We start from the raw sequence: 24928 nt of genomic DNA on the forward strand, positions 1-24928 counted from the left end.
AGCAATCACTCGCCTGCAGGATTGTTAGGACTCGCACGCGCCTCGGGGGCGGGGCTTCGGGGCCCGCCATATTATAGTTTGGAACCGGGGGCTCGGCGTGGGCTCCCTGCGCGCCGGAATCGGGTCGGTGTCCGGGCTTAAAGCGACGCAAACGACGCTTCGATTTCGGTCAACAGACGGTCCGCATCCGCTTCCCTAAAGACGAGAGGCGGTCTGATTTTCAGCACGTTTGCGTCGGCACCCGTGGCAGAGATCAGCACGCGTCGCTGTCTGAGCCGGTTGACAATTGCGAGTCCGGTATCGATGTCGGATGCTTTCGTTTTCCGGTCCTTGACCAACTCGACACCGAAGTAAAGACCGGTCCCTCGCACGTCGCCAATCTGTTCGTGCTTTGCGGCGATGGAAGTCAAACCGTCAAGAATCATCTTGCCAACCCTTGTCGCATTGGCCATCAATCCTTCGTCCTGAATGACATCCAGAGTAGCTTCCGCTGCCGCAATAGCGACCGAGTTTCCGCCGAACGTGTTGAAGTAGCGCATATCGCGTCCGAAGCTTGCAACGACGTCCGAGCGCACGACGACGCCCGCTACCGGATAACCATTACCCATCGGCTTGCCCAGCGTAACAATGTCCGGATCTACGCCATGACGTCGATGACCCCACATGTGGGTGCCACTGCGCCCAAAGCCGCATTGCACTTCGTCCGCAATGAATAGGCCTCCGGCACTGCGCACGACGTCGGCAACAGGTTTGAGTACGTCGACAGGGTGCGAGTAGAGCCCGTCAGACGAAAACAACGAATCGACGATGAAGGCAGCAAGGCCGCCGCCATGACGCTTGATGTCCTCAATTTGCTGCGCGACGTTGTCCGCCATCCATCGGCCGATGTGTTCGGGCACGATACGGTACGAGTCCGGCGGTGGCACCGTACGGACCATCGGGCCAAGCGCGGACCGTTTTCCAAGCGACGGCGAAAAGCTCGCTGTGGCAGCGGAGTTTCCGTGATAAGCCTCAGATGTGACGATGACGCCCTCGTTACCCGTGTGATGGCGAGCAATTCGCATCGCCAGGTCATTGGCTTCGGAGCCGGTGCACGTGAACATGGTATGGCCGGCACCGATCTCCCCCTCGAAAGTAGCCAGCAGCTTCTCGGCGTAACGCAGGATACCGTCTTGCATGTAGCGTGTATGAGTGCAGAGCGTATCGAGCTGCCGGGATATCGCTGCGGTTACACGCGGATGCGCATGGCCCACGGATACCACGTTGTTATAAGCATCGAGATACTCATCGCCCGCATCGTCGTAAAGATACACGCCGGCGCCACGCGCGATTCGCAGAGGTTGAGAATAAAACAGGCGATACGCCGGTCCGAGCAGGCGGGAGCGGTGTTCGATATGTTCACGCGTCTTGCTGTCGAGAGATTCGACGGAGGCGGGATCGAAGCCGTTGGCCATATCTCCGCGAAACCCCTTTGGCAATGTACTCATTTCCAATCCTTGCAGTGATATCCCGAAACTACCGGGCGGTGGGCAGCAGAAGCTGGGAGACTTCGTCGAAGCTGCGCTCGAGGAACCATTCGAGCTGCACCCATCCCGCGGCGGTGTTGCGCAGGATGTACCTGCTGTTTTGCGGGAAAAGCCTTGCTCGCCAGGTGGTGAGCAATGCGCGCGTGACAACCCGGGCCATTGCAAGATGAGGGATCAACATCAATTCGCCGTCGGTCAGGTCCGCACCGCGCAAATAGCCGCGTAAGACGTCTCTCCCGTGGCCAAAAAAATCGGCTTGTCTGGCGTCATCGAGCTGGCCGGGAAGTTGGTTCATCAGCGCCGTCGACACGTCGATCGCAATAGCCGTGCGCACGGTGTCGCCGAAATCGATGATTCCGGTGACGAAACGTTCGTCGGTTGGGTCGACGACGATATTCGATGTGTTGAAGTCGTTGTGCAGGACCTGTGTACGGCAGAGCGCGAGTTGGGGCTCGATGGTCTTGAAGCGCTCCAGCGCCATTTCGATCTGCGCATGATGTCGTCTGTCGTCGACGTAATCCAACAAGTGGCGAAGATCGCTCAGATGCCTCACGTCCCAAGCCAACGTGCGCGAGTCTCCCGGGTGGGAGAAGGTACTGCACGCGTGCCGCAGAGCGGCTAGAAGTTCGCCGATCTTTTCTCGGTCTTGCGACGTTGAAGTCGTGGCTGCCAACGGCGCACCGGGCATGTACGAGAGAAGGCGGACATATCGATCTTCACCGCTGCTTGTTGTCACCTTCGGCAAGATCGCGCCCTTGACACTCGGCGATACCCGAGGCACGGGCAGGTCTGCTGCCACCTGTTCGAGATGCGCAAGCAGCTCAACCTGAAGACTTAACTCATCCCAGTCTTCGTTGGGGTTCGCAATCTTAAGAATCCATTTGCGACCGTCGTGGCCATCGAAGCGGAACGTGTCGTCCTTTTCAGTCGGAAAGCGAACGACACTGCCATTCAGACCAAATACCTCCTTGCCGATGGCAATGGATTCTTCCTCATCGACATGGGTAAATCCTGTGGCCAGGCCTCCGGCGTGGGAGAGCGGCAACCCTTCTGATGCGGTGTTTAACGACGAGATTCGAATCGAAGAGGGCATGAGCAGTGCCGTGTATGACGAGTGGCATGACGGAGACGTGCACGCTTTCTCGCCACACGCCTGTCTGCGCAGAACAAAAACCGGGCTGTCCATTCCACAACTCCAGAGGTTCGGTTTGGCAGCCGTGGAAGTCCGGCTTGGCTAGGATTGTAGAACAAAAAATACGGCTGGCACAAGGACGGCCGTCGGTTACATGAAGCACCTGTTCCCAGCGGGCGTTGCGCACTGGTTGAGAAAACCATTTGATGTGCTTCCGGCCAGAAGATCGTCTCGCACGCCGGAACGCCGCAGAATAGGCAATTCGGCGGCAGGAACGGTCTGTTGCGGGCTCCAGAGTGCGGGACAGCGTCTTGCTAGACGGACGGCCATCCGGTCCTATCCGGGAAATCCCGCGTTTCGGGGAAAAATCTGGCGCCGCCGATTTCTTTGCGCTATTGTTCAACAATTCTCTGCAGCCGACGCGCAGCGATGTCTCGAAATGCTCTGCTTGCTCGAGGCGCAAAACGGCACTGCTCAGATCTCGTGCATCAAACACGGCGAGCGTAGATCCGCAGCTAACTCGCCAGCCGACCTTCCTGCGATCTTCCCGTATCGACGGGCAAACATTCGATAAACAGAGGAACATTGACGTGAGCACCAGCCTGAGACCCAAGTACATTTCGTTCGATTGCTACGGAACGCTGATTAATTTTCAGATGGCAGACCTTGCGCGTCAGCTTTTCGCGGACCGCATCGCTGCCAAGGACATGCAGCAGTTCACGACGGACTTCGCGCGCTACCGCCTGGATGAAGTCATGGGTGACTGGCGGCCATACGACCAGATCCTCTGCAATTCGGTGCAGCGGACCTGTCGCCGCTGGGGCATCGAATACCGCGATAACGAGGGTCTTAAGTTTTACAACGCCGTGCCGACCTGGAAGCCGCATGCAGATGTGCCGGACGCGCTGGCGCGCCTTGCCGCGGAATACAAGCTGGTCATTTTCTCCAATGCGATGGACGCGCAGATTCCGTATAGCGTCGAAAAGCTGGGTGCTCCTTTCCACCGCGTTTATACCGCGCAGCAGGCCCAAGCCTACAAACCGCGTCTGCGTGCCTTCGAGTACATGATCGAGCAGCTCGATTGCAGCCCGAGCGACATTCTCCACGTCTCGTCCAGCATGCGCTACGACCATCTATCGGCGGACGACGCCGGGATCAAGAACAAGGTCTTCGTCTCGCGTGGCCACGAGCCGAGCTGGCCGGTGTGGGGCTGTCACGAAATCAAGGATTTGAGCGGTCTGCCCGCGCTCGTTGGTCTCTAAGCGTGACGGGTATGCGCGCGGAAGCCTGGCAGGCTGGGAGGATGTGATGAAGCTCGAATCGTACTGGCTCGATACTGCACCTGCGTTTGCCCGTGCGGTACCCAGCCCGGCCGTAGGCCGAACCGATGTTGTGATAGTCGGTGCGGGCTTTACCGGGTTGTCCGCGGCGCTCGCGCTCTCAAGGCAGGGGGCGTCCGTGACTGTGCTCGAGGCGGGCCGTGTCGTCGGTGAGGCGTCCGGCCGAAACGGGGGCCACTGCAACAGCGGACTCGCGCATGACTTCGCCGCGTTGGCCGGGCACATTGGCATCGCGAAGGCACGCGCGTTCTACCGGGCGTATGACGCCGCTGTCGACACCGTGGAGGCGGTCGTCGTGCAGGAGAACATAGCCTGTGACTTCGTGCGCGGCGGAAAGTTGAAGCTGGCGGCCAAGCCTGAACACTACGACAAGCTTGCGCGTGCGTGCGATCTGCTTCGCCGAGAGGTTGATCCGCACGTCGAGATGGTGCCGCAGTCGGCTCTCCATTCAGAGGTCAGTTCCGATCGTTTTTTCGGCGGTATGCTGCAAAAGACTAGTGCGCAGATGCACATGGGCAAGTTCGGCGTTGGGCTCGCGCACGCCGCGGCGTTACACGGGGCGCGGATCTACGAACAAGCGCCGGTAACTCAACTCGAGCAACTCCCGGGCGGGACGTTCCGTGTCACAAGTTCGCGCGGTGTGATCGACGCAGGACAAGTGCTACTAGCGACGGGAAATTCTCGGACAGGGCCGTTCGGGTACTTCCGGCGGCGAATGATCTCTGTCGGCAGTTTCATCATCGCCACGGAGCCGCTCGACGAGGCCTTGCTCGGGCGGCTGATGCCGCACCGCCGGACGTATGCCACCACGAAAAATATTGGCAACTACTTCCGCATCACGCCGGACAATCGCCTGCTGTTTGGGGGACGGGCGCGCTTCGCAATGTCCAATCCGCGCTCGGACGAAAAGAGCGGACTCATCCTGCGAGAGTCGATGGAAGCGACCTTCCCTGACCTGCGCGGTGTGGGCATTGATTACTGCTGGGGTGGGCTGGTTGATATGACCGCGGACCGCCTACCGCGCGCGGGCGAGCGTCGCGGAATGTACTACTCGGTCGGATATAGCGGACACGGTGTTCAGATGTCCGTGCATATGGGGCAGGTGATGGCCGAGGTGATGGGTGGCCGACCGGAGCGTAACCCCTGGCGCGACCTGGACTGGCCAGCGATCCCCGGCCATTTCGGCAAGCCGTGGTTCCTGCCTGTAATAGGTGCTTACTATCGGTGGCAGGATTGGTTGCATTGACTAGGGACGTTTCTCATCGGCCAACCCACGGTAGTAGCGGTTGCTGCCAGCAAAAGAATCGTCGCGGGGAGTGCGAGCGAAGGCATGAGCGAGATCGTGAAGGGCTTCGACTATACCGTGAAGAACGGCGAAGTGTTGGCCCTGATCGGCGCGTCAGGCTTGGGTAAGACCGCGCTCGAGCGGGTCGTGGTGGGGGCCGTCGAGCGACGAGGCGGCCTCGGCGCTCGACGCGGCCGCGGGCGAAGCAGTACTCGAACTACTGCGCGAACTGCGTCGAGAACTGGGATCACGGTGCGTGCGACGGTTTCGACGCCGTGGCGGCGATCTGTTCTCGGAAGTGCCGGGGGGGCGCTCCCTGCGACGAACGAATTCGGACCGTGAATATGGCCGGCGACGGAACAGTGGTCGGCCCCCGGGGCGTGCGGAAACGCCCATGTTTTCTGCCGATCGTCGGCACGTACCATCAGATGGAGGATGTCTGATATTGCCATCGATCAGCGGAGCAGAGGTCGGGCTCGGCGAACGAGGCTCCGCCGGATCAGTGAATGTGATGGCTACGGTTTAGTCCAGGACGGACTTCGTCGAACCATGACCTTCAGTGAATCATCGAGCTAACCAGCCGTTAACTATTTTTGCCACCCTTGGCTTACATCGCGGAGAAGTGCAATGAAAAAGGACACCTCACAGTACGGTGCCGTTGCGTCCGAGACCACGCTCGACCAGTTGTCAGCGAAGGGTGCTTCGCGCCGCGACGCGCTGCGTGCACTCGTCGCTGCCAGCCTCGCGAGCGTGACGGGCGGTGGTCTGCTCGTCACCAGCATGGCAGCCCACGCGCAAGCGACCCCGAAGCAGGGCGGCAAGATCCGCGTGGCCACCCAATCGTCGTCGACAGCCGATACGCTCGATCCGGCGAAAGGCGCGCTTGCGACGGACTACGTGCGCTGCAACATGATCTACAACGGTTTGACCGAACTCGATTCGCACTTGGGCGCGACCATGGCGCTCGCCTCGTCGGTCGATACGCAAGATGCGAAGGTGTGGGTCGCGAAGCTGCGCTCGGGCGTGCAATTTCACGACGGCAAAGCATTGACGCCAGCCGACGTGGTCTATTCGCTGATGCGCCACAAGGACCCGGCCACTGCATCGAAGGCCAAGACGCTCGCCGATCAGATCAGCGACGTCAAAGCAACCGGACCGAACGAAGTAACCATCACGCTGTCGGGGCCGAACGCCGACTTCCCGGCCATCCTCGCCGACGCGCATTTCCTCATCGTCAAGGATGGCACAAAGGATTTCACGAAAACGGCCGTGGGCACCGGCCCGTTCAGGCTCAAGGAATTCACGCCGGGTGTGCATACGGTCGTCTTCAAGAACGAGCACTATTGGAAGCCTGGCCTGCCGCACTTGGATGAGATCGAACTCATCGGCATCAGCGACGAAGCGGCTCGCGTCAATGCGTTGCTCTCGGGCGACGTGCAGCTCATCAACCAGGTGAGCCCGCAGTCGACCGGCCGCATCAAAGGTACACCCGGCTTTGTGGTGCTCGAGACGAAGACGGGGCAATACACTGACCTCATCATGCGCAACGATGGCGGCATCGCGGGCAACCAGGACTTCCGCCTCGGGCTCATGCATCTGCAGAACCGCGAGCAGATGCGCCAGGCCGTCTTCCAGGGTTACGGTGCGATCGGCAACGATCAGCCGATCGATCCGACCAACAAGTACTATTTCGCCGGCTTGCCGCAACGCAAGTTCGATCCGGACAAGGCGAAGTTCTACTTCAAGAAGGCGAACCTTGGGAGCACGCCGTTGCAGGTGTTCGCCTCGCCGGCCGCCCTCGGCTCGGTCGATATGGCGATGCTGCTGCAACAAGCCGCGCCGCAAGCGGGCCTCAATCTGCAGGTGATGCGAGTTCCCGCCGACGGCTATTGGTCTAACCATTGGATGAAGCATCCGCTCAGCTACGGCAACATCAACGCCCGGCCGACCGCCGACATGCTCTTCACGCAATTCTTCGAGTCCAGCGCGCCCTGGAACGAAGCGAACTGGAAGGACCCGCAATTCGACCAGATGCTGCTCGCGGCGCGCAGCGAGCCTGATGAAGCCAGGCGCAAGAAGATCTATGGCGACATGCAAGTGCTCGTGCATGAGAAGGGCGGTATCGGCATCCCGATGTTCCTGAGCTCTCTCGATGCGCACACGTCCAATCTGCAAGGTCTCGGATCGATCCCGCTGATGGGGTTGATGGGCGGCATGTTCGCCGAGCACGTGTGGCTCGAGGCTTGATCGAAGCACGCGCCGGTGTCTGGATGACAAGTTCCTTCGGACACCGGTGAGGAAACAGGACGCAAAGCTTGACCGAGGAGACGAACGCCCATGAAACGACAAGCCTATAGGCTCATCGCCAGCCGCGTGGGGCTGGTGTTGCTGACGTTGCTGATCGTCTCGGCCATCGTGTTCGCGATGACCGGCCTGCTGCCCGGCGATGCTGCGCAAGAGGCGCTCGGCCAGGCCGCCACGCCTGAAGCCGTCGCCGCCTTGCGGCATCAATTCGGCCTCGATCAACCGGCGCTACAGCGCTATCTGCAGTGGCTCTTTCATATCGTCAGGGGAGACTTCGGCATGTCGCTGGCGAACAGTCTGCCCGTGAGCGCACTCATTGAAACCCGCTTGCCGAATTCGTTGATGCTGGCCGGATTGACGACAGTCGTGGCGGTGCCGATCGCACTCACTGTCGGGATTGCGTCGGCGATGTATCGCGGCTCGTGGCTCGATCGCGCCTTGAACCTCTTGACGCTGTCGACGGTGGCCGTCCCCGAGTTCCTCGTCGCGACCATCGCCGTGTTGATCTTCGCCGTCAATCTTCATTGGTTGCCTGCGCTGTCGTATCTGTCGTCGGTGTCTTCGTTCGGCGATCTGGTGCGCATCTACGCCATGCCCGTGATGACGCTGTGCTGCGTTTTGATCGCGCAGATGGCGCGCATGACGCGAGCGGCGGTACTCGACCAGCTCAATTCGGGCTATGTCGAAATGGCGACCTTGAAGGGGGCGTCACAGGTGCGCATCGTCCTGCGCCACGTGCTGCCCAACGCGATCGGTCCGATCGCCAACGCCGTGGCACTGAGCTTGTCCTACCTGTTCGGCGGCGTCGTCATCGTCGAATCGATTTTCAACTACCCTGGACTCGCGAGCCTGATGGTGGACGCGGTGACCAACCGCGACATGCCACTCGTTCAGGGCTGCGTCATGGTGTTTTGCGCAGCATATCTCGCACTCGTATTGATGGCCGACGTATGTCAGATCATTTCCAATCCGAGGCTTCGTCAACGATGAATCGCCCCGCTCGATCCTCGATTCCGCATCCCGGCACCCAGATCTGCGACGAGGCGGCGCCTGAAGCGGTCAAGCGTTCGCGCCGCGCGCCACGGGGCCGTATGTCGTGGTTCGGCAGAATCGGTTTCGCGCTCGTCGGCTTCTGGCTGTTGATGGCCGTTTTCGGGCCGATGCTCGCCCCCTATAAGGAAGGGGCGCTCGCCTCGCCGTTCAGTTTCGCGAGCTATGGCTGGGCGCATCCGTTCGGCACCGACTATCTGGGCCGCGACATGCTGAGCCGCATCCTGATCGGTGCGCGCTACACCGTTGGGCTCGCCCTCGGGGCGGCGGTGCTGGCGAGCGGTATCGGCACCTGCCTGGGTCTCGTGGCTGCCGTTTCCGCTCGTTGGGTGGACGAAGCCATGAGCCGCTTCTTCGACGCATTGATCTCAATCCCCAGCAAGGTGCTGGCGCTGGTCGCCATCGCGGCGTTCGGATCATCGATTCCCATGCTGACGATGATCGCGGCGGTGGCGTACATCCCGGGCGCATTTCGCATCTCGCGTTCGCTCGCGGTCAATTTGATGACGCTTGAATACGTGCTCGTCGCGCGAGCGCGCGGCGAGCGGCTGTTTTATATCGCACGGGCCGAAGTGCTGCCTAACATGATCCATCCCGTGCTGGCTGATTTCGGTCTGCGCTTCGTCTTCATCGTACTGTTGTTGAGCGGTTTGAGCTTCCTTGGCCTCGGCGTGCAACCGCCGAACGCGGATTGGGGCTCGCTCGTGCGGGAGAACATCGGTGGCCTGTCGCAAGCGGCGCCCGCCGTGCTGATGCCGTCGATCGCCATCGCGACGCTCACGGTCGGGATGAATCTGCTGATCGACAGCTTGCGCCGCCATGCGGGCTTCGGCCAGGGAGGCCAGAAATGAGCGACGTGATGATCGAAGTGAAAGGCTTGTACATCGTCGCTGGCAGCGTGCGCGAAGGCGCGATCGAGATCGTGAAGGGCGTCGACTTCACCGTGAAGAAGGGAGAGGTGCTCGCGTTGATTGGCGAGTCAGGCTCGGGCAAGACGACGATTGCGCTATCGCTGCTGGGGCACGCGCGAGGCGGCTGTTCTATTGTTGGCGGCTCGGTGAAAATCGGCGGCGTCGAAGTGCTGTCACTCGATGCAGCCGGACGTCGCGGGTTGCGCGCGCGCACGGTCGCTTACGTCGCACAGAGCGCGTCGGCGGGTTTCAACCCCGCGCGCACGATCATGGACCAGGTGACCGAGCCTGCGCTGCTGCACAGGTTGATGACGCCTGCCGCGGCCCGCGAGAAGGCCGTAGGACTGTTCCGGTCGCTCGCGCTGCCTGCGCCGGAAACGATCGGCTCGCGCTATCCGCATCAGGTGTCGGGCGGACAGTTGCAGCGGCTGATGGCGGCGATGGCGCTGATTACCGATCCCGCCGTCGTCGTTTTCGACGAACCGACGACCGCGCTTGACGTCACGACACAGATCGAAGTGCTCGCCGCGTTCAAGAAGGTGATCCGCGAACTGGGCACCACGGCCGTCTATGTGTCGCACGATCTTGCCGTCGTCGCGCAGATGGCAGACCGTATTGTTGTGCTCAACGGCGGTACCGTGCGCGAAAACGGCACGACCGGGCAGGTACTCGATATGCCGGCTGATGACTATACGCGGCAACTACTCGCGGCGACACGCCGTTCAGAGCCGGAGCTCGCGATCGCGGACACAGATTCGCTGCCACCGCTGCTCGAGGTCCGCAATCTGAACGCCGGGTACGGACGGATCGACGCGAACGGCGTACCTGCCGTGTGCGTGCTCGACAACGTGAACCTGAGGATCGCGCGCGGCAGCGCACTCGGTGTGATCGGCGAATCGGGGTCAGGCAAGACGACGCTCGCGCGCGTAGTGGCGGGACTGGTGGATCGTGCCCGGGGCGACGTGCTACTCGACGGCAAGCCACTGCCCGCGAAACTTTCCGCGCGCACGCCCGATCAGTACCGCCGCGTGCAGATCGTGTTCCAGAATGCCGACACAGCACTCAATCCGAGGCACACGATCGCCGACATCCTCGCTCGGCCGATGAACTTCTATCACGGCCTGCGCGGCGCGGCGGCACAGAAGCGCATGTTCGAACTGCTGGATCTGGTGAAGCTGCCGGCGTCTATTGCCGGGCGTCAGCCGGGCGGTCTGTCGGGTGGCCAGAAGCAGCGCGTGAACCTGGCACGTGCGCTTGCGGCTGACCCTGCGCTGATTCTCTGCGACGAAGTGACCTCCGCACTGGACACCGTAGTTGGTACGGCGATTCTTGACCTGCTCGTGGAGCTGCGGCGCGAACTGGGTGTGTCATACATGTTCATCAGCCATGATATTTCGACGGTGCGGGCGATCTGCGATGACGTAATGGTGCTCTACGCCGGTCAATGCGTCGAAGCCGGCCAGCGCGATGTACTGGCCGCACCGCCGCATCACCCGTACACGGGGCTACTGGTCGATTCAGTGCCCGCACTGCGCCCAGGCTGGCTCGACGCGCGGCGCGCGCTCACAGGGACCGCATTGCCTTCGATAGGGCCCGTTAGCGACTCCACTGAACTGTGCAGTTTTCGGGCGCGTTGTCCGGTCCGCATAGACGGCAAGTGCAACGTTACGCCTCCCTCTGTCAGGAAGCTGCCCTCGGGCGCCGTGATCCTGTGCCACCACTCCGCTACGGAACTCGAGCTCGCACAGAAAACCAATCCGGTGACGGCATGAGCACTCATGCCGCATGCGCGGCGGAGAGCGAGCGCACCACCCGGATTGCGTGGATGGACGCCCCGTCGACGTCTCCTGAGGCGGCACGTTGCTGTTTGGGCGTCTGAAGGCGGGATACGGATTTCGAGTCCGGCGAGAGCTGTCGTCCGCGAGATTCACTCGAAGGATGTGCTGTTCTGGATTCCAGAACAACTGGATTGTGCTTTTTTACCGCTCAAATCAGTGCCCGCGAGACTTTTTACACTGGTTAAATGCTCGATACGGGAGGCTTGGTAGGACAGGATCGGACTCTAGCCACTTGACTAAAGTTTCTACGATAAGACTTTTCCATGGTCGACTTCGATGGGCAAGTACATTGAATTCCTAACTGATCATATGCATCGAGGCCCGCGCGGCCAGCAGCTCAATACTGCATTCCCTTCTTTCAGTCGATAATTGCGCAATGCGCAGGAGCAAAAATGACCGCGGCTTTTGTGCTGCACCGCGCCGACGGTGCGCCACTTTCAACCTCTTTCCGCAGGGCGGCGTTCGGAACTGACGACCCTTTTGGCCGAATTCGCGAGATCGCGTGGGAAGGATCCGACTCGATGAGCGCAGGTCGGGCATGCTTCATTGGTGAGGTCAGCGTCCCGAGTTTTCCCCACATTGAAACGATTGTCGTGGTGGACGGACAGCTCACTCTCGAAACGGTCGGGAAGCCGCCGTTGGTGCTCGGTCCGGGAGCGGGCGCCGTCGTCGGTTGCGGTACCGCGCTTCGCATGAGCGCGGAATCTCGCACGCGTTTTGTGTTCTGCGCCGCCGCTTGCAAGCGGCCGACGAAGACTGGGCTCACCGCGTTACGCGCCGACGCCGATTTCAAGCCAACGGCAACCCTGCCGGCGGACGTGCTGCTGGGGCCGGCTCCCGAATGCCGCAGCGACAATGTCTTCACCGAGGACGACGTGGAGTATAAGGCGGGCACGTGGGATTCGACGCCCTACCACCGGATTGTCCGCCCGCATCGCATGAACGAATTCATGCATCTCCTGGCCGGCGGCGTGCGGTTCGCGGCGCCCGACGGCAGCGTGCTGTCGATGGGCGCTGGCGACGCGCTTTTCGTGCCCGAGGGCGCGCCGATCGGGTGGGAAAGCAGCGAGCGGGTGGCGAAGTTCTACGTTGTTCAAAGCGTCCACGCTTCAACAGACCGAGATTAGTCATGTCCCCTCCGCTGAACCACATCCAAACTTCGCCCACGTTGCCGGCCGCCGCTGACGTGGTCGTGATCGGGGGCGGCATCATCGGCGTCTTTGCCGCCTACTACCTGGCCCGGCGCGGGGTTTCAGTCGCCCTTGTCGAGAAGGGGAGGATCGGCGCCGAACAGTCGAGCCGCAATTGGGGCTGGTGCCGGCAGCAGAACCGCGACGCTCGCGAATTGCCGATGGCGAGCAAAAGCTTGGATCTGTGGGAACGATTTGCCGCCGAAACGGGCGAAGACACGGGCTTTCATCGCTGCGGGCTGTTGTATCTCAGTAATGACGAGGCCGAGCTGTCTCGCTGGTCCAGTTGGGGCGACTTTGCGAAGACCGCCGGGGTGACAACGTACTTGCTCGATAGCCGGCAAGCTACCCAGCGGGGCAAGGCGACGCGCCGGGCCTGGAAAGGTGGTGTCTTTTCGCCCACCGACGGCACGGCGGACCCCGCGAAGGCCGCGCCCGCCGTGGCGACTGCGCTCATGAAACTCGGGGGCAGCGTCACCCAACACTGCGCGGCTCGCGGCATCGAGCTGGAGGGCGGGCGAGTATGCAGCGTCATTACGGAGGCCGGCGTCATCAAGACCCGAACGGTAGTTCTTGCAGGCGGCGCGTGGGCGTCCGCTTTCTGCCGCCAGTTGGGCATCCGCTTTCCTCAGGCCTCGATCCGCCAATCGATCCTGAGTGTGTCTTCTGTAGAACATCGCTTGCCGGATGCACTGGTCTCATCGGGCGTGTCGATTACTCGCCGCAACGACGGACGCTACGCGCTGGCCATCAGCGGGCGGGCGCGCGTAGATGTGACGCCCCAGTTCCTGCGGTTCGCGCCGCAGTTCATCCCTATGTTCGCCAAGCGCTGGCGCAGTCTTCTTCCGGGCGGCCTGGAAGGCGTTCGCGGCGGCCATGAAACGTTGAAGCGGTGGCGGCTCGATGCGCCGACACCGATGGAGCGGGTGCGCATTCTCGATCCGAAGCCCGATCAGGCGACGATTACCGAAACCCACCGCCGCGCCGTCGAACTGCTGCCCGAACTTCGCGAAGCCGACATCACGCACGCGTGGGCCGGTTTCGTCGACAGCACGCCGGACGGCGTACCGGGTATTGGCGAGTTGCCGAATGTGCCGGGATTAATCCTGGCTGCGGGTTTTTCGGGCCACGGCTTTGGCATCGCGCCGGGCGCGGGGCACTTGATCGCGGACCTTGCCAGCGGTGCAGAGCCGATCGTTGATCCTATACCGTATCGGCCTGGCCGATTCGCCAATTCCTCGTGGGGTAACGTCGCCGATTTCTAGGTCACAACTGAGCCATCCAATTCCTAATCAATGACATTTACGCCTCGAATCAGACTATGACAACCATCGCCGCGGTTCGCACAGGACCCGTGTCGGTCCAACCGATCAAGGAGCAAATTAGCGAGCAAATTCCTGATGCGCGGGTGATCAACATCGTCGATGACAGCTTGCTCAATGACGTTCGCGCGGCCGGCCATGTGACTCCGGAAGTTGCAAGTCGGATTCATTCATATCTGGCCAATGCGCAGGCGATGCGCGTCGACATCATCCTTAACGCCTGCTCGTCCGTCGGCGAAGATGTAGAAGCGGTGCGTAATTTTATTAGCACTCCAATCGTGAAAATCGACGAACTTACCATGGCCGTCTCTGCCCACGCAAACCCGGACACGGTCGTCGCAAACAATAGGTCATACGGTAGTCATCGATATGGCCAGGCCACACAGCGCGAGCTGTGCTTCCGGAACCGGGACAAATGACACTTACTAATTCTCTTTTTTCTTCGGCCACAGAACACAAGGAAAGTATATGACCAAAACTTCGCTATCGCTCCAGGATATAAAAAGCGCGGCAGCGCGAATCGGCACGTACATAACCCACACGCCATTGCTTCGAGAAAGCAAGATGGATAAATCTTTGGGGTGCCATGTTTATCTCAAACCGGAAATGCTTCAAGTGACCGGATCCTTCAAGATTCGAGGCGCTTTGAATAAGATCTTGTCATTAACCCGAAAAGAATTGGACAAAGGAATAATCACAAGCTCCTCAGGCAATCATGGTCAAGCGTGTGCTTACGCAGGCCAACTGCTCGGCATCCATACCACTGTTATAGTCCCGAACGACGCACCACACTTAAAGGTTGAAAATGCCAAATCAATGGGTGCGGATGTAATTTTATGGGATCGCACCTATGAGGAACGTTGGAAGAAAGTCCATGCGGAGGTTGAGGAGCATGGCTACACCATCGTCCACAACTATGAAGATTTTGATGTAATGGCTGGTCAAGGCACAATCGCATTGGAAATTATCGAAGATTTGGCCGACGTAGATACTATTCTCGTCCCGATAGGCGGGGGCGGGCTGATCTCTGGTATTTCCACGGCAATTAAAGAGTCAAACGCTAATATTAAGGTGATTGGCGTCCAGGCTGCTGCCTGTTGTCCTTATTATATGAGCCGTCAGGCAGGGGAGCGAACCAAGGCCGCAAGCATGCGCACAATTGCTGATGGCCTCGCATGCAATTTTCCAGGAAATAATCCCTACCCGATTATCGAAAAGTATGTGGATGAAATAGTGACCGTCTCGGAAGAAGCAATTGAGGAAGCAGTAAGGGCGGTAGCAAATGATGCAAAGCTTATTGCAGAGCCTTCGTCCTGTGTAGGGATAGCAGCTTTATTGTCAGGCGCCGTAAGTACCCGCCCAGATGAAAAAGTATGTATTGTCCTTACGTCTGGGAATTGGGATATCGATAGGATCGGGAGCATCCTTAAGAAGGAACATGTGGAAGGCGTCTTATAACATAATTGAAGAGGAGGCCACTATGAAAACTTTATTGCTGAATAAAGATGAAGTAGGGATGCTCATTGACCTGGATGCAGTGCTTGAAGCCGTCGAGAGCGGCTACAAATCCTTCAATAAAGGTAAAGTTATTCAGCCGGATTTTATTTGCATAGAATCACCGGACACACATGAAGGCATTGATTTTAAAGGCGGCCTTGACATGGATGGGGGATATATCAGCATTAAAGCCTCCTCCGGCGGATACAAAAGAAACCCTGAACTCGGACTGCCCACGGGCATGAACACAGTGTTGCTTTTTGATGCGAGCACCAGTGCGCTCAAGTGCATTATGGACGGAACATGGATTACCGGCTGTCGCACGGCCGCTGCAGGTGCGATCTCGGTAAAGTATCTTGCGCGAGAGAATGCAGAAAAACTCTGCATTATAGGCGCGGGCAATCAGGCTCGCAGACAGCTTCGAGCAATCATTAGGGTGAGGAATTTTACCGAGATCCTGGTGTGGAATGCGTCTTCAGAAGCACTTGACGACTATGTTCGGGAAATGACTGCAGAAACAGGACTCAACATCAGGCGATGTGGAACTGCCGAGGAAGCAGTACGGGAGGCTGATGTTGTTGTAACCGCCACAAGGGGCCGCAGAGGCCCGGTTGTAAAAAATCAATGGCTAAAACCCGGCACGCATATTGTGGCGATTGGAGCCGATATGCCAGGCAAGCAGGAGCTTGATGTCGATATATTTAAAAACGCAAAAGTGGTAAACGACTCTGTTGAACTTTGCGTGAAGTATGGTGATACATGCCATGCCATTCGAGAAGGATCAATAAAGCAGGCCGATATTCATGCCGAAATTGGTGAAATATTATTGGGGAAAAAGGCGGGCCGCGAAAACCCAGAAGAAATAACAGTATTTGATTCAGTTGGTATGGCGATACAAGATAATGTAACGGTCGCTATGCTCTACAAGTCCGCCCTCAAAAAGGGACTTGGCACTTTTTATGAATTTTTTTAGATAAAATTATTAGAGGGCGAAGCAGCAGGCACGCACGGAATCATGCATGCGTGCGGGCATGACGGACACACGGTGATGTTGCTGGGTGCGGCGCGCATCCTGAAGGAAATGCCGCAGTTACCTGGCAGCGTTCATTTCGTCTTTCAGCCGGGTGAAGAAGGCGGCGGGGGCGCGCAAGAGATGATCGACGATGGGCTATTCGAGCAATATCCCACCGAGGCGGTGTTCGGTATGCACAACTGGCCTGGGTTGCCAGGCGCTCATTTCGGCTTGCGCACTGGCCCGATCATGGCCGCAGGCTCACGCTTCAGGATCACGCTCACTGGTAAGGGCGCGCACGCCGCGCAGCCGCATCTGGGCATCGATCCTATCCCGCTGGCCTGTTCGATGGTCCTGCACTGTCAGACCATCGCGGTGCGTCACAAAGATCCCGTCGATCCCGCCGTGATCTCCGTGTGCATGATTCGCGCGGGCGACACTGACAATGTCATCCCGAACAGCGCCGAGTTGCGTGGAACGATCCGCACGCCGTCGTCCGTGTTGCAGCAACAATTGCAACGCGACCTCGAACTGATGTGCGAAAGGCTTGCTATCGCTCACGGCGCTCAGGTCGAGGTCACCTTCTTCCAATACTATTCCGCGACCATCACACGGGCCCAGACCGAACTGTGCGAAGCGGTCATTCGCAAGACGTTCGGCGACGAACGTACGCACGCCCACGTGCCAGCCAACATGACGTCGGAAGATTTCGGCTTCATGCTCGAAAAGCGTCCCGGCACGTATATGCTGATCGGGAATGCCGACGTCGGCGGGACTGCACCGGGTCTGCACAACCCGAAGTACGACTTCAACGACAGCATCATTCCCGCCGGCGTCCAGTACTGGATCACCCTGGCACAGCACTACTTCCAGACCCGCCAGCCAGCGCGTTAGCGCCCAACAACGCTCGCTTTGCCACCTTGCCCCAAGGGGACTCGACGATCCGTAAGTGACCATTGAAAGCATTCTCCTACACGCCCTTGCTCACCTGCACGTGCTGCTTCGGCCGCCGCGTTCAGTGCAAGGATGTCGGCATCTTGCTCACCGTGAACGCCAACTCTTCCGCGCTGGCACCTTTTCCTCCAGCAATGGCGATAAATTTCACAAAGTCGTCCGACCCGAAAGGCCTGTAAAAAGGCGTGGGGTTTCGAGCGGGTAGGGTGAGCCTGGCTGAGAGGTACGCCGAGGTGTAGGATGAAAACCGTCGCTCGCGTCGGATTGACTACCGCGTGGATATGCGGTCGATAGGCGCCCGCGTTCGGCACGGCTCAAGACGTCAGTCGCTGCACCGTACTGCACGAGGATATGGGCGATCGCCGTTGCGTCCGATCCCGTCATCTCTCAAACGCGACGGGCACAGACAAATCGCGGGACCTGTCCGTCCGCGTTTAAAAACTCAGGCAAACAAAAAGCCAATGCAAAACCGCTTGTCTTTCGGCCCACAACGCATCCGAACTGCTGAATTTCGTCTTCTTTCCCGCTAAATTGCTTTATAGATAGATTTATCATGTTGTCAGCGATGTCCTAGCAAGTCGCCGCAAATGAACCGTTTCAGTTCGAATAAGGCCGCCGCGCGTGACGGAAGGCTCATCTGTGACAATGCGTCAGTTAGGTATCCGCACGATCGACGCAGTGCGTCCGTTCCGTCCCCAGTGCTGATGCGGTAGTGATCAATAGACCTTGAAAAGATTCGCGCAGGCGATCGATCCGCTCGCCGCTTTGCATCCGCGGCGCTGATCCTCGGCCACGTGGTATTGACGTCCTGCTCGGCCGGATGCTCCGGTCGAACCACCCTCTGATAGGAGATGTCCGATGAAACACCCAGCTACCGTCAGCGCCGACGTGCTGGTAGTCGGCGGAGGACTGGTCGGCTCTGCCGTTGCTTACGGGCTTGCGCGCGAAGGCGCGAACGTGACCGTGCTCGACCAGGACGACGGCGCATTCCGTGCATCGCGCGGCAACTTCGGGCTCGTGTGGGTCCAGGGAAAGGGCTACGACCTAACGCCGTATGCGCGCTGGTCGCGCAATTCCGCGGCGCGCTGGCCGATGCTTGCGGCAGCGCTCGCCGAAGAAACCGGCATCGAGGTCGCCCTCCGTCAGCCCGGCGGATTCTACCTCTGCTTTTCCGAGGAAGAGCTGGCAGCACGCGAGAAGCGCCTTTCGACGCTGCAGCGCGAACTGGACGGCGACTATCCTTATCAGTTGCTCGACGCGCGCGAAGTGCGCGAGCGCCTGCCTGCGGTCGGGCCTGCGGTGGTCGGTGCGAGCTATTCCCCGATGGACGGCCACGTCAACCCATTGAAGCTACTGCACGCGCTGCATGCTGGCATGCAGAGGCGCGGCGTTAGGCTCGTGAGCGGCGAGGACGTGTCGCGCGTCGCGCCAGACCGTGGCGGCTTTACGGTGCATGGCACGCACCGCACGTGGCGCGCGGGCAAGGTCGTGCTCGCAGCGGGACTCGGCAACCGCGCGCTCGCGCCACAGGTCGGACTTAACGCGCCGGTTGCGCCGATTCGCGGACAGGTGCTCGTCAGCGAGCGCGTCGCGCCGTTTCTACATTACCCAACGCAGAACGTGCGGCAAACCGATGAAGGCACCGTGCAGTTGGGCGATTCAAGGGAAGAAGTAGGCTTCGACGACTTCACGACAACCGGCGTGCTCGCCGACATCGCGCGTCGCGGCGTTCGCACCTTCCCATTCCTGAAGGACGTGCGGCTGGTGCGAATGTGGGCCGCGCTGCGCGTCTACAGCCCGGACGGGTTTCCGATCTATGACGAATCAGCGCACTATCCAGGCGCGTTCGTCGTGACCTGTCATAGCGGCGTGACGCTGGCCGCGGCGCACGCGACGCGCGTCGCACCGTGGATCGCCGGCGCAGCAATACCGGACGAACTGCTCGCATTCTCCGGCGACCGCTTCGGTCTTGCCACCGCCGACGCGCTTCCGGTCCCAGCTCATTGATCACGTCATGACTTCCACACCTTTATTCAAGACCTTGCACGGCGCCGATGCGCCCGTTCGCATCTGTTTCAACGATCAGCCGATGTGCGTGCCCGGCGGCCGCTCGGTGGCCGCCGCGCTGCTAACAGCAGGTGTCTCGCGGTTTCGTGCGACGCATGTGTCCGCTTCGCCGCGCGCGCCGTACTGCATGATGGGCGCGTGCTTCGACTGCCTCGTGGAAATCGACGGCGTGCCGAGCCGCCAGAGCTGCATGGTGGCGGTGCGCGACGGCATGCGCGTCCGCTCTCAGGATGGCGCGCGTAATCTGCCGCCTGTCGTCACCCAATCGCCGGAGCAGGTTCATGACCGCTGAACACATTGCTGAACTCCACTACGAGCCTGTCGATGTCGTGGTCGTCGGCGCGGGCCCGGCGGGGCTCACGGCCGCCGCGCGCGCGGCGAACGCTGGGCTTTCGGTCGTGCTGCTCGATGAGCAGGACGCCGTCGGAGGCCAGATTTACCGCGGGATTGGCCATGCTGACGCCGGCCGCAAGCACATTCTCGGCCCCGATTACGCGGCAGGCGCCACGATCGCCGACGCGTTCACGCGCTCGGGCGCGCGTCACGTCGCGAACGCATCCGTGTGGCAAGTGACCCGGGAGCGCGGCGTACATTATCTGAAGGACGGCAAGGTCGGCAGCTTTCAGGCACAGCGCGTGATTCTCGCGACGGGCGCATTGGAACGCCCGTTCCCGATTCCGGGCTGGACATTGCCGGGCGTATTCACGGCGGGCGCCGCACAGATCCTCTTGAAGAGCGCGGGCGAAGTGCCGGCGGAGCCGCCCGTGCTGGTCGGCTGCGGGCCGCTGCTCTATTTGCTTGGCTGGCAATATGTGCGGGCCGGAGTGCCGATCCGCGCGCTCGTCGAGACGACGCGCAACGAAGACCGCTGGCGCGCGAAACGTCACGTGCTGTCCGCTCTGCGCGCGTGGCCGTTGCTCAGCAAGGGCCTGCAACTGATACGCACGCTGCGCGAAGCGGGCGTGCCGATCCACGAAGCCGCCGACGATCTATGCATCGATGCGAAGACCGATGAAGACGGCGTCGAGCGCGCCGCCGCGCTCAGCTTTACGACCCATGGGCACGCGCATCGAATTGACGCAAGCGTGTTCCTGCTGCACCAGGGAGTCGTGCCGAACATGCAGTTCGCGCTTTCGTTGCGAGCGCAGCATCATTGGGACGCGGCGCAACTGTGCTTCGCACCGGTCACCGATCTCTGGGGCGAACTCGACGTGCCCGGCATCTTCATCGCGGGTGACGGTGGTGGCATAATTGGCGCGCAGGCGGCGGCCGGCGAAGGCGCACTGGCTGGGCTCGCGGTTGCTGAACAGCTCGGCGCGATCGACCTGCCGACGCGCGACCGCGAAGCCTCATTGCACCGCCGCAGACTCGCGGACATGACGCGCATCCGCCCTTTTCTCGACAGCCTGTACCGCCCGCGCGACGCGAACCGTATCCCCGCCGACGACACGATAGTCTGCCGTTGCGAAGAAGTAACCGCGGGCGAAGTGCGCAGCTTCGTTTCGCTCGGCTGTCTGGGGCCGAATCAGGCTAAATCCTTCGGACGGTGCGGGATGGGGCCGTGCCAGGGGCGCATGTGCGGGCTCACGGTGACTGAAATCATCGCTCGCGCGCGCAACGTCGCACCGGAGACAGTCGGCTATTACCGCATCCGCCCCCCAATCAAGCCGGTCACGCTCGGGGAAATGGCCGGTGACTGAAATCAAGACCAGCGCTTCAGATGCATCGTCGTGCCATATCAGATTGCCGTTCGTCGCTGGCACGACGCTGGCAATTTTGGATCGCAAGCCTCGCCTCAAGATCACATTTGTGCCAACGCCACATATCGCGACGGGCTCTCCAGTCAGTTGTTTCCACATCGGGATTGGCGCGCCACATCGTGAACAGCCCAAGATCAGCGAAGAAGGCATTTGGCCATCGGGTGTGATCGCGAAGGCATCGACCCTGACCCGGACGGTGAAGCTGTCGACGCAGGATCGCTCGTACGCGGCGACGAACAAAGCCGTCGACGGACGAGAAGGTGTAGCGGGGGGCGTGCTGGAAATAGTCAAACCAGCCCCGCAGGGTCGGGTTGAGCGACGCAATGATGATCTCGATCGAATCGCCCCTGTGACGCTGGGTCAGGGCGCGGATTTTATCCCGCAGCCCAATTAGACTCTTCTTGCTCACCCAGCGTTGAACTGCCTCGAACCGGTAACCCGGAAACTCGAACCCGTGACCCTCCAGCCGGCAATCCCCAACGTGGGTTTTGTCGGGATGCAGTGTCAAGCCGATCGCATCCACCGAAGCCCGCATGCGAGTGAGCGCAGCTACTGCTTCCTGACGTGTACGGCATAACACCACGGCGTCATGCGCGTAGCGCACCATGACCAGCCCTGCCTGTCGCATTCCCACCTCAAGCTCGTGCAGGTACAGATTTGCCAACAGGGGACTGATAACCGCCCGTTGCGGACTGCCGGAAGTCGGCGTCCAACGCGTCATGTCTTCCATGATGTCTTGCTTGAGAAAGGTAAGCATCCGAACGAGGCCGTAGACCAAGTAGTTGACGAACGCAGTGAGAACGACTATCGGATGGGCGTTGCTTTGGCGGCTGCGGGCAGATGCGGCGCGACGTTCCACGGCAGCAGTTCGTCGATGCGGTTGGCCGGATGATCGGCAATGCGCTCGATGACGTAGGCGAGATACGCTTCGGGATCCAGACCGTTTAAACGTGCAGTCCCGATGAGCGAGTACATCGCAGCCGCCCGTTCGCCTCCTGCGTCAGAGCCGGCGAACATGAAGTTGCGGCGACCAAGAGCTACTCCGCGCAACGCGCGCTCGGCGATGAGGTTATCGATTTCCGCACGACCGTCGCCACAGTAGCGCACGAGCGCAGGCCAGCGATTTAGCGAGTACTGGATCGCCTTGGTTGTGTCGGACTTTGCCGAGAGCGTGGCGAGCGTCACCTCGAACCAGCGTTTGAGGTCCTCAAGCAGTGGCACCGCCTGCGCCTGACGCACACGGCGACGTTCGTCCGGCGGCTTGCCGCGTATCTGCGCCTCGATGGCGTAGAGCGCACCGATGCGCCGCAGCGCTTCTTCGGTCAGCGCATTGGGCCGAACGGCATGCAGGTCGTGGATTTTTCTCCTCGCATGCGCCCAGCAGGCAATTTCCTGTATCCGTCCGTCACGATACAGTTCCTGGTAGCCGGAGAAGGCGTCCGCCTGAAGCAGGCCCTTGAACTTTTTGAGGTGTCGCTGCGGATGTTCGCCAGCGCGATCAGGGGAGAAGGCAAACCAGACTGCCGGCGGTTCTTTTGATGCGCTGTTGCGATCGTCACGCACATATACCCAGAGGTAACCGGTTTTGGTGCGGCCGTTGCCCGGTGCCAGAACCGGCAGCGGTGTGTCGTCCGCGTGCGTTTTGCCATCGGCCAGTGTATAGCGGCGTATCGCATCAACCAGCGGATTGAGCAGCCAGGTCAGACTGCCCAGCCAGTGTCCCATCATTCCAGGCTCGATCGACACGCCGTCGTGCGCGTACATGACCGACTGCCGGTAGAACGGAAGGTGATATACGAACTTCGCTGCGACGATGTGCGCGAGCAGCCCCGGGCCCGGAAGCCCTCTCTCGATGGGACGGCTGGGCGCGGCCGCCTGCACGATGCAGTCGCAGCACGAGCAGGCCAGCTTCGGCCGGCGGTGACGGATGACACGGAAGTGCGCACGCACGTATTCGAGCTGCTCGGCCACGTCCTCGCCCAGTGGCTTGAGCACGCCCCCACATTCCGGGCAGTCTTCTTCAGCGGGCAGATGAACGCGCTCGTCGCGTTCGAGGTGCGCTGGCAGCGGTTCGCGAACGGGGGCTTCGCGGTGCGCCCGTGCTTTCTTCGGCGCCGCCGCAGCTGCTGCCCCTTCGTCGGCCAGCAGGTCTTCAAGCTTCAGCTCAAGCTGCTCGATCTGGCGATCAAGCTTCTCCGACTTGCGGCCAAACTGCATGCGGCGCAGCTTCGCGATGGTGAGCTTCAGGTGCTCGATTTCGATGGCGCGCGACGACAACTGCTCCTGCAGTTCAGCAACATGTGCGTCGCGCTTACACAAGATCTCATCGCGTTCGCGAAGCATCTCGTCGCGAGCGAACACCATCGCTTTGAGGGCGTCGATGTCGTCGGGGAGGTCTGTCGCGCGAAGGTCCATGCAGGCAGTTTACGCACACCGCGGCCCCCCGACATTGATGACGAACAAGACCGTTTACAATGCGCTGCGCGGGCGCACTGCTTCGACTGGCTGACGCCAGTCGAAGCCCTCGAGCAGGAGGGATAGCTGTGCGGTTGTTAACGCAACGACGCCGCCATCGGCACGCGGCCACGCGAAACGTCCTTTTTCAAGGCGCTTGTAACATACCTCGAAATGCAGGCTCTGGGGTTGCCACAGAACATCTTGTCCGCATCACTCACCCGTTCCACCCGTTCAGCGGACAGCAACTTCTCTGCGTAGGTGAGCGCTATAACCGGTCTGGCCGACGTCTCCTGCTGCGCATCGACGACAAGAGTTATTGCTCCGTTCCTCCGAAGTGGACCGATATGAGCGAGCCTGATCCCGAGATCTCTATGGGACGAGAGCGCGCGTTGTTCACGGTCAACGACTTGATGGAGCTTGCGCTACTCGTGAGACGCCTTTCGTACAGGCGTGCCGGAAGCGGTACTTGACCGTAAAGGAATTTTTGCCGTGCATGTAAGGTAATTAACGCCGCCATATCTATGGGCATGTCCTAAAAAATCGAAATATGTCAGCTATTGTAAGGCTAAAAAACTCAACATTCTAGAGCTTGACAAAGCCTGTTATGCGGCATAATTTGGTTACACTGAGATGCAACTACTTGGAGTGAATGTGCCGCCCAATGAACGCAAGCGCTCGAAGACGGATGTCCTCGCGGAGGACGGTACGTTGAATCCAACGCCGTCGAACGTTCTCGATGCCAAGTTCCACGAGGGTGGATTCTTCGATCCCCATGACGCTGTGCAGGTCAAGTACGAGATGTTGCGACGCGTCTCCGTTGAGAAGGCCTCAGTAACGCAGATCTCCGACGAATATGGTGTTTCGCGGCCAACCTTCTATCAGGCACGGGCGGACTTTGAGCAAGGAGGGATCGCAGGGCTGGTCCCGAGGAAACGAGGGCCGCACGGTCCACACAAGATCCAGGGCGAGGTGTTGGCGTTTCTCAAGTTGCAACTCACCCCCGGAGAACCGCTTCGGGCACGCGAACTGGCAAAGCTGGTTCGCAAGGAATTTGGTCTCGATGTGCATCCAAGAACGATCGAGCGAGCGTTCGGTGTAAAAAAAACGGCGGAATAGCAGGATGCTGTGCCTGGCCGTCGGCGGTTTCGTCGCCGATCGCCGCGCAATACGAGGTGATGCGTTCCGCTGCTCTTGGTCAGGTCCTGCCCGTAGAAGCCCGGCGCGGACTCAACGTCTTTCTTACGCGAGGGATGTGGGCTTGGGCACGCATGATGGTTCCAGGG

General features: G+C 60.3%; 21 protein-coding genes and 2 pseudogenes. 18 read left to right on the forward strand and 5 right to left on the reverse strand.

Annotated features, from left to right (window positions below; genetic code table 11):
- Positions 1-137: 137 nt before the first annotated feature.
- Together E1N52_RS35040 and E1N52_RS35045 are read right to left on the reverse strand one after the other, a co-directional pair.
- Complete coding sequence (locus E1N52_RS35040) at positions 138-1487, reverse strand: aspartate aminotransferase family protein (RefSeq protein ID WP_425468189.1); 1350 nt, start codon at positions 1485-1487, stop codon at positions 138-140.
- Positions 1488-1515: 28 nt separating this feature from the next.
- The gene (locus E1N52_RS35045) at positions 1516-2712 is read right to left on the reverse strand and encodes a phosphotransferase (RefSeq protein WP_205965713.1); all 1197 of its coding nucleotides are present in this window, start codon (positions 2710-2712) and stop codon (positions 1516-1518) included.
- 536 nt (positions 2713-3248) lie between these two features.
- Here E1N52_RS35045 and E1N52_RS35050 point away from each other — a divergent pair.
- The 16 genes and pseudogenes from E1N52_RS35050 to E1N52_RS35130 all read left to right on the forward strand — a co-directional run bounded on the left by E1N52_RS35050 (position 3249) and on the right by E1N52_RS35130 (position 21128).
- Entirely contained in the window at positions 3249-3920 is a 672-nt protein-coding gene (locus E1N52_RS35050) for a haloacid dehalogenase type II (RefSeq protein WP_133188543.1), read from the forward strand.
- 46 nt (positions 3921-3966) lie between these two features.
- Positions 3967-5244, forward strand: coding sequence for an NAD(P)/FAD-dependent oxidoreductase (locus E1N52_RS35055; protein WP_133188464.1), 1278 nt, complete (start codon positions 3967-3969; stop codon positions 5242-5244).
- A gap of 84 nt (positions 5245-5328) precedes the next feature.
- Entirely contained in the window at positions 5329-5625 is a 297-nt protein-coding gene (locus tag E1N52_RS35060; protein WP_133188466.1) for an ATP-binding cassette domain-containing protein, read from the forward strand.
- Positions 5626-5910: 285 nt separating this feature from the next.
- Positions 5911-7530 carry an ABC transporter substrate-binding protein gene (locus E1N52_RS35065; protein ID WP_133188468.1) on the forward strand — a complete coding sequence of 540 codons (1620 nt, stop codon included), beginning with the start codon at positions 5911-5913 and terminating at the stop codon, positions 7528-7530.
- 90 nt (positions 7531-7620) lie between these two features.
- A complete protein-coding gene (locus E1N52_RS35070; protein WP_133188470.1) occupies positions 7621-8577 on the forward strand; it encodes an ABC transporter permease in 957 nt (318 codons plus the stop codon).
- Positions 8574-9488 (forward strand): ABC transporter permease, encoded by a 915-nt coding sequence (locus tag E1N52_RS35075; protein ID WP_133188472.1) that lies wholly within the window; start codon positions 8574-8576, stop codon positions 9486-9488. The genes E1N52_RS35070 and E1N52_RS35075 overlap by 4 nt, the downstream gene beginning before the upstream one ends.
- Positions 9485-11320, forward strand: a complete 1836-nt coding sequence (locus E1N52_RS35080) for an ABC transporter ATP-binding protein (protein WP_133188474.1) — start codon at positions 9485-9487, stop codon at positions 11318-11320. The genes E1N52_RS35075 and E1N52_RS35080 overlap by 4 nt, the downstream gene beginning before the upstream one ends.
- Before the next feature lie 458 nt (positions 11321-11778).
- Positions 11779-12513 (forward strand): cupin domain-containing protein, encoded by a 735-nt coding sequence (locus E1N52_RS35085; RefSeq protein ID WP_133188476.1) that lies wholly within the window; start codon positions 11779-11781, stop codon positions 12511-12513.
- Positions 12514-12515: 2 nt separating this feature from the next.
- Positions 12516-13841 (forward strand): NAD(P)/FAD-dependent oxidoreductase, encoded by a 1326-nt coding sequence (locus E1N52_RS35090; protein WP_133188478.1) that lies wholly within the window; start codon positions 12516-12518, stop codon positions 13839-13841.
- A gap of 56 nt (positions 13842-13897) precedes the next feature.
- Positions 13898-14212, forward strand: a pseudogene (locus tag E1N52_RS35095) (aspartate/glutamate racemase family protein); the annotation flags it as partial.
- Positions 14213-14366: 154 nt separating this feature from the next.
- Entirely contained in the window at positions 14367-15356 is a 990-nt protein-coding gene (locus E1N52_RS35100) for a threonine ammonia-lyase (RefSeq protein ID WP_133188480.1), read from the forward strand.
- Positions 15357-15378: 22 nt separating this feature from the next.
- On the forward strand, positions 15379-16368 hold the full coding sequence (locus E1N52_RS35105) for an ornithine cyclodeaminase family protein (RefSeq protein WP_133188482.1): 990 nt from the start codon (positions 15379-15381) through the stop codon (positions 16366-16368).
- Positions 16369-16389: 21 nt separating this feature from the next.
- Positions 16390-17301, forward strand: a pseudogene (locus E1N52_RS35110) (amidohydrolase); the annotation flags it as partial.
- A 918-nt stretch (positions 17302-18219) separates the two neighbouring features.
- Complete coding sequence (locus E1N52_RS35120) at positions 18220-19368, forward strand: NAD(P)/FAD-dependent oxidoreductase (protein ID WP_133188486.1); 1149 nt, start codon at positions 18220-18222, stop codon at positions 19366-19368.
- A gap of 7 nt (positions 19369-19375) precedes the next feature.
- On the forward strand, positions 19376-19720 hold the full coding sequence (locus E1N52_RS35125) for a (2Fe-2S)-binding protein (RefSeq protein ID WP_133188488.1): 345 nt from the start codon (positions 19376-19378) through the stop codon (positions 19718-19720).
- Positions 19710-21128, forward strand: a complete 1419-nt coding sequence (locus E1N52_RS35130; protein ID WP_133188490.1) for an FAD-dependent oxidoreductase — start codon at positions 19710-19712, stop codon at positions 21126-21128. The genes E1N52_RS35125 and E1N52_RS35130 overlap by 11 nt, the downstream gene beginning before the upstream one ends.
- Positions 21129-21144: 16 nt before the next feature.
- Here E1N52_RS35130 and E1N52_RS35135 read toward each other — a convergent pair whose 3' ends face one another.
- The 3 genes from E1N52_RS35135 to tnpB are packed head-to-tail and all read right to left on the reverse strand — an operon-like array spanning position 21145 to position 23840.
- Entirely contained in the window at positions 21145-22047 is a 903-nt protein-coding gene (locus E1N52_RS35135) for a group II intron maturase-specific domain-containing protein (RefSeq protein WP_205965714.1), read from the reverse strand.
- Positions 21993-23603 (reverse strand): IS66 family transposase, encoded by a 1611-nt coding sequence (gene tnpC / locus E1N52_RS35140; protein ID WP_133188492.1) that lies wholly within the window; start codon positions 23601-23603, stop codon positions 21993-21995. The genes E1N52_RS35135 and tnpC overlap by 55 nt, the downstream gene beginning before the upstream one ends.
- A 54-nt stretch (positions 23604-23657) precedes the next feature.
- Positions 23658-23840 (reverse strand): IS66 family insertion sequence element accessory protein TnpB, encoded by a 183-nt coding sequence (gene tnpB / locus E1N52_RS45605; protein WP_133188547.1) that lies wholly within the window; start codon positions 23838-23840, stop codon positions 23658-23660.
- Between the two features lie 14 nt (positions 23841-23854).
- Between tnpB and E1N52_RS45610 the strand changes: the two genes are divergently transcribed.
- Both E1N52_RS45610 and E1N52_RS35150 read left to right on the forward strand, forming a co-directional pair.
- Positions 23855-24115: a DUF5372 family protein gene (locus E1N52_RS45610; RefSeq protein WP_425468190.1), complete on the forward strand. Its 261-nt coding sequence runs from the start codon at positions 23855-23857 to the stop codon at positions 24113-24115.
- 160 nt (positions 24116-24275) lie between these two features.
- Positions 24276-24761, forward strand: coding sequence for a helix-turn-helix domain-containing protein (locus E1N52_RS35150; RefSeq protein ID WP_133188494.1), 486 nt, complete (start codon positions 24276-24278; stop codon positions 24759-24761).
- The last annotated feature ends 167 nt before the right edge of the window (positions 24762-24928 follow it).

Source organism: Paraburkholderia guartelaensis (assembly GCF_004353905.1).
Classification (GTDB): domain Bacteria; phylum Pseudomonadota; class Gammaproteobacteria; order Burkholderiales; family Burkholderiaceae; genus Paraburkholderia; species Paraburkholderia guartelaensis.